At 36.2% G+C, this 6088-nt stretch carries 4 protein-coding genes; 1 reads left to right on the top strand and 3 read right to left on the bottom strand.

Annotated features, from left to right (window positions below; all coding sequences use genetic code 11):
- The first annotated feature begins 418 nt into the window (after nt 1-418).
- Nucleotides 419-3463 (top strand): efflux RND transporter permease subunit, encoded by a 3045-nt coding sequence (locus BPMYX0001_RS03215; RefSeq protein ID WP_033798632.1) that lies wholly within the window; start codon nt 419-421, stop codon nt 3461-3463.
- A 72-nt stretch (nt 3464-3535) separates the two neighbouring features.
- Here the strand turns inward: BPMYX0001_RS03215 and BPMYX0001_RS03210 are convergent, their stop codons facing one another.
- The 3 genes from BPMYX0001_RS03210 to pstC form a co-directional block, all read right to left on the bottom strand.
- The gene (locus tag BPMYX0001_RS03210) at nt 3536-4060 is read right to left on the bottom strand and encodes a P-loop nucleotide/nucleoside kinase family protein (protein WP_018781982.1); all 525 of its coding nucleotides are present in this window, start codon (nt 4058-4060) and stop codon (nt 3536-3538) included.
- 169 nt (nt 4061-4229) lie between these two features.
- Nucleotides 4230-5147, bottom strand: a complete 918-nt coding sequence (pstA, locus tag BPMYX0001_RS03205; RefSeq protein WP_006093578.1) for a phosphate ABC transporter permease PstA — start codon at nt 5145-5147, stop codon at nt 4230-4232.
- Between the two features lie 2 nt (nt 5148-5149).
- A complete protein-coding gene (gene pstC / locus BPMYX0001_RS03200) occupies nt 5150-6040 on the bottom strand; it encodes a phosphate ABC transporter permease subunit PstC (protein WP_026008547.1) in 891 nt (296 codons plus the stop codon).
- Nucleotides 6041-6088 lie beyond the last annotated feature (48 nt).

Here is a 6088-nt window from a genome sequence, read left to right as displayed (position 1 = left end):
TGTCCATCGCCGATTGGCGACTTCCTTATGTTAGCATCTTCATTTTTCGATGTCAACTAAGTTTTTTAATTTCTTTTTTTCACTTTCTGCGTGTTCCGCATCAGCGACGTTTATTAATATACCATCCTTATTTTTAAATCACAAGTGTTTTTTTAAAAAAACTAAAAAAGTTTTCCACTTAATAATTTCGCCTCTTTATTTCATATTTAAATGGATTTTCTTCCTCCTGACTTCAACAGAATTTTAAAAGGCTAAAATACCCAGCCAACTCTCTAGCTCTTCCTTACAAAACCCTATTCACTCGCTACTTAAGAATAAATTTAGAATTTTTTTACATTTAATTAATGAAAGATATCCAGATTTTGTTATATAGTAACGAAGTAGGCTAAAAAACAACTTAAACGGAGGAATCATTTTTATGGATAGGTTAACAAAATTCTCATTAAAAAATCGAGCCGCTATCATCATCATGGTTTTTCTCATTTCTGTGCTCGGCATTTATTCCGGCTCCAAATTACCGATGGAGTTTCTACCCAGCGTCGATAATCCCGCAATAACTGTCACTACAATGTCTCAAGGGCTAGATGCTGAAACATTGACAAAAGAAGTAACCGAACCGCTCGAAAAAAAGTTTCGAAATTTGGAACACGTCGATACAATAACTTCTTCTACTTATGAAGGTTTATCTCGTATCGATATCGCTTATACATCTAAAGCTAATATGAAGGATGTTACACGCGAGGTCGAAAAAATTACCAGCAACGTAAATTTCCCAAAAGAAATTACAAAACCCGTCGTTAGTCAACTTAATACCTCTATGATTCCACTTGCACAAATTACCGTTCAAAAACAGAATGGTTTTACAAAAGCAGACGAAAAACAGATTGAAGAAGAAATCATCCCGCAACTTGAAAATATCGACGGCGTTGCTAACGTCATGTATTACGGTAAATCAACATCCGAGTTATCTATCCTCTTAGACCCAAATGAAATGAAAAATAAAAACGTAACACCACAGCAAGTATTAGCCGCTTTACAAGGAAAAGAAACTTCCACTCCAGTTGGTCAAGTTACTGTCAATAACGAAGACCACAGCCTACGCGTCATTGGAAATGTCAAAAATGTAGATGAAATAAAAAACATGTCACTTACCCCTCAAATCAAATTACAAGATATAGCTCAAGTAAAAATAAAACAACATTTTGATACCGTTTCACATGTGAATGGCGAAGAGGGAACTGGATTAGTTATTATGAAAGAACCTAGCAAAAATGCAGTTGCAATCGGAAAAGAAATTGATAAAAAAATAAAAACTATAAGCAAAGAATATAAAGATACTTATACAATTAAATTAATATCCTCTACTCACGAACAAGTTGAAAATGCAGTTATGAGCATGGGGAAAGAAGTCATTTTAGGAGCAATTGCTGCGACATTTATTATTTTAATCTTTTTACGCAGCGTTCGAACAACCCTTATCGCTGTCGTTAGTATTCCGTTATCCATTTTACTAACACTATTTTTACTTGATCAATCTAATGTTACATTAAACATTTTAACTCTCGGGGGCTTAGCAGTAGCGGTTGGTCGACTTGTTGACGATAGTATTGTTGTCATTGAAAATATCTTCCGGCGCTTACAAAAAGAACATTTTTCAAAAGACATCATTCTAGACGCCACAAAAGAGGTAGCTGTTGCGATTACCTCTTCTACTTTAACAACAGTCGCTGTCTTTTTACCTATCGGTCTTGTATCAGGTACAATCGGTAAGCTAATGTTACCTATGGTATTGGCCGTTGTATACTCTATACTTTCTTCACTAGTGGTGGCCTTAACCGTTGTTCCACTTATGGCATTTTTATTACTGAGAAAAACAAGGCAGCGTACACCGAAACCTTCAAGAAAGTATACAGCTACTTTAAAGTGGGCCCTTTCACATAAGTTTATTATTTTATTTTCTTCTTTCTTATTATTTGCCGGATCGATTGCTGCTTATATATTACTTCCAAAAGCAAATATCAAATCAGAAGACGATACGATGCTTTCAATTCAGATGACATTCCCAGCAAATTACGATTTTGAATCTAGAAAGCAAACAGCCTTTGATTTTGAAAAAAAATTACTTTCTAACAGCGATGTAAAAGATGTTATTTTACGAATGGGTTCCAGTGCTGAAGATGCACAGTTTGGATTTACAACTAAAAATAACCTTGCATCTATTGCTGTAGTCTTCAAAAAAGGAACAGATATCGATCAATATATCAAAAAACTTAAAAAAGAGCATGCAGACTTTAAACCAGCCGAATTCGATTATACAAAAGCAAGCTATTCTAATTCCGGCGGAGGAAACAACTTACAATTTAATGTGACAGCAAACAATGAGACAAATTTTAAAAAAGCTGCTGATGTCGTTGAAACAAAACTAAAAAGTATAGACAGTCTTTCTAAAGTAAAAACAAATCGAGAAGAGTCAAAAAAAGAATGGCAAATCGATATTGATCAAAAGAAAGCGGAACAAGTTGGATTAACACCAGAAACAGCCGGACAACAAGTTACATTCCTTATGAAAAAATCACCAATCGGGCAACTGACAATTAATGATGAGAAAACAACCATTATGTTGGAACATAAACAAGAAAAGATAAGTAACAAGGAAGATATTCTTAACACAAACATCTTATCACCTATAGCAGGGTCAATTCCTTTAAAAGATATTGCAACCATTTCAGAAAAACGATTACAAACAGAGATTTTCCATAAAGATGGAAAAGAAACCATTCAAATAACTGCCGAAGCAACAAATGAAGATTTAAGTAAAGTAAACACTGAAGTGAACAAAGCTATTTCAGAATTAGACCTACCAAACGGTGCGAAAGTTAAAATTGCTGGTGCAACTGAATCAATGCAAGAAGACTTTACAAATTTATTCAAAATCATGGGTATCGCCATCGGGATTGTTTATTTAATTATGGTTATTACTTTCGGGCAAGCACGCGCTCCATTTGCGATTTTATTCTCTTTACCACTAGCTGCTGTTGGCGGTATTTTAGGATTAATCATTTCAAGAACACCAGTCGATTTAAATGCACTCATCGGTGCATTAATGTTAATTGGTATCGTAGTCACCAATGCCATTGTATTAATAGAACGTGTTCAACAAAATAGAGAACACGGCATGACGACACGGGAAGCTTTACTAGAAGCAGGCTCTACAAGGCTACGACCAATTATTATGACAGCCATTACAACAATAGTAGCGATGTTACCATTATTATTCAGCCAATCACAAGCCGGCAGTATGGTATCTAAAAGTTTAGCGGTTGTTGTAATCGGTGGTTTAGCAGTTTCAACTGTGCTCACACTAGTTGTCGTCCCTGTTATGTATGAACTGTTAGATAAATTCGGTAAAAAACGACGCTCACGCAGAAAAGTAGTCTCTTCTATAGATACACCAAAAGCTTAACACCAAAAAACGTTATCTTCTGTTTTGAAGATAACGTTTTTTCTACTATAATATACAATTATAATTTCACGACTACTCATTCATATACGTCATCACTTCATCAATATAATCCGCTAAAGGCTTCCCAGAATCTACAATAAGATATGTAAAATCAGATGGTCGTTTACTACCATCTAACCCTTCTTTAAACACTTCTTCAGATTCCACTTTCTCAATTTGACTTATCATTCGTTCTCGTGTCTTTAGCCTATTATTAATTTCTTCTATATTATTAAGATAGCATTCAATATATTTGTATTTCACACGATGTTCCCTAGACAAGATCGTCCCCTTTTCCACCATTTCTATATAGAGACACGGGCTATCCAATATTACACTATGCCCCATGGATAAATGAAAATCTATTAGCGCCCATTCGATTTCATACGAAATTCCACCAGCGGCCGTTGTTTCAATTTGACGAGTTTCCAACGACTCTAGTAAGGCCGTTTTCACAATATCATGATCAATAACAATTGCACCTGTATTTTTCGCTATACGTCTAGAAAGTGTTGATTTTCCCGAACCCGGAAAGCCTGACATTTGTAGAAAAAACATGAAAAACTTCCTCTCCATCTCCATTCCAGCATTTACATACACAGGTATATATACAATATTTTATCTTCATACTCCTGCTATAACCGAGATTACCGGATTCACTTCACACAAAAAAGCTCCCTGTTTTTTTATAAACAGAGAGCTTCTTATCCATTTAGGGTACAAGCGTTTAAGCCGCTTTGGCTTTCGTTGTTTTACGAGATTTCTTAGCTCCCGTAAAACGTTTATGAAGTACAGATGCAGTAAAACGGGCAATAATATTAAAGAGTAATACCATAATAATTAAGACTGCTGCTGATTTTGTCGCAATTAACTTCGCATCTGGAATAATCCCTTCAGAGTTCAATTTCCAAATATGAACTGCTAATGTTTCAGCTGGTCGAAATGGATTCAACGGGTGTGCAGGACTTGAAAAATCGGCAGCAGAATTTAAAATCGGTGATGTTAATCCCGCTGTATAAATTAACGCCGCTGCCTCACCAAATATACGACCCGCAGCTAAAATAACCCCCGTAATAATTTGCGGCAATGCTGTGGGGATAATAATTCGCACAATCGTTTGCCATTTTGTTGCACCAAGCCCAAGACTCGCTTCTTTTACATTAGACGGAACTTCCGTAATCGCACTTTCACAAACACGCGTTAGACCCGGTAAATTTAAAATCGTTAAAGCAAGTGCTCCTCCCATTACCGTATAGCCCCAACCAGTCATTGTAACAAACACTAATAAACCAAATAACCCAACAACAATAGAAGGTAGTGATGCCATCGTTTCAATACATAAACGAACAAATCCTAAAAAGCGTCCTTGTTTCGCATATTCCGCAAGATAAATCCCTGCTCCTAATCCAAGCGGAATTGAAATGACTAAGGTAATAACAAGCATATAGAAAGAGTTGAATAACTGCGGACCAATTCCACCTCCAGCTCTTGTATTGCTTGGTTCTCCGAACAAGAAACTTGGATCCCAAAAACCCCAACCCTTTTGCAAAATTTCGTATACTAAGAAAACAAGTAAAGCTACTACAAACGCTGCAACTGCATATAAAATACCCGTCCAAATATTATTTACTTTTCTTGCGTTCATCGCTATCGTTCACCTCTTTGGCCAATTGCTCGTATTACTAAAATAAACAGGAATGAAATAACAAGTAATATCATTGCCAATGTCCATAAAGCGTTATTCCAGGCAGTTCCATTTAACGTATTCGTCATATCCATTGTTAGAATACCTGTCAACGTTGCCGTTGGACTATATATCCCTTCAGGCAATTTAACAGTATTCCCAATTACCATTTGAACCGCTAACGCTTCGCCGAAAGCACGAGCTAATCCTAGAACGACCCCTGTTAAAATACCTTTTTTTGCAGCTGGAACAATAACACGGCTAATCGCTTGCCATTTCGTCGAACCTAAACCATAAGAGGCTTCCAAATAATCAAAGGGAACCGAACGTATTGCATCGGAAGCAATACTAGCAATAGTAGGTAAAATCATAATACTGAGCACAATAATACCGGCAATTAAACTAAAACCAACACCACCGAATGAATCACGTAAAAGCGGAACTAAAATGGTAACCCCTAATAAACCATATACTACTGAAGGAATTCCAACTAATAATTCTAAAACAGGCTTTAATACCTTATTCCCAAACTTTGGTGAAATTAAGTTCATAAATATCGCAAGGGCAAGCGCGATTGGCGCACTAATAACGACCGCACCTAATGAAACAAGCATTGAACCAACAATAAAGATAACAGCACCAAACGATCCCTGATCAGCATTCGGGTTCCATTTTGTTGACGTCAATACCTCAGAAAATGAAATACCACTTTGCGTAAAAGATTGAATTCCTTTCCCGCAAATAAATGCAATAATTGCTAATGTAACAAGAACAATAAATATACCGCAAAACGTAACAAGCGTTCTTCCGATATATTCACTTTTTACATAATTAATTTGTTTTTTCCCCTTCATCACAGGACACAACCCCACTTCATAGATTGAAATGAACAAGGCTGGCCT

Source organism: Bacillus pseudomycoides DSM 12442, assembly GCF_000161455.1.
GTDB lineage: Bacteria > Bacillota > Bacilli > Bacillales > Bacillaceae_G > Bacillus_A > Bacillus_A pseudomycoides.
The sequence above is the reverse complement of the archived record's forward strand: the minus strand, read 5'-3'. Positions and strand labels throughout refer to the sequence as shown.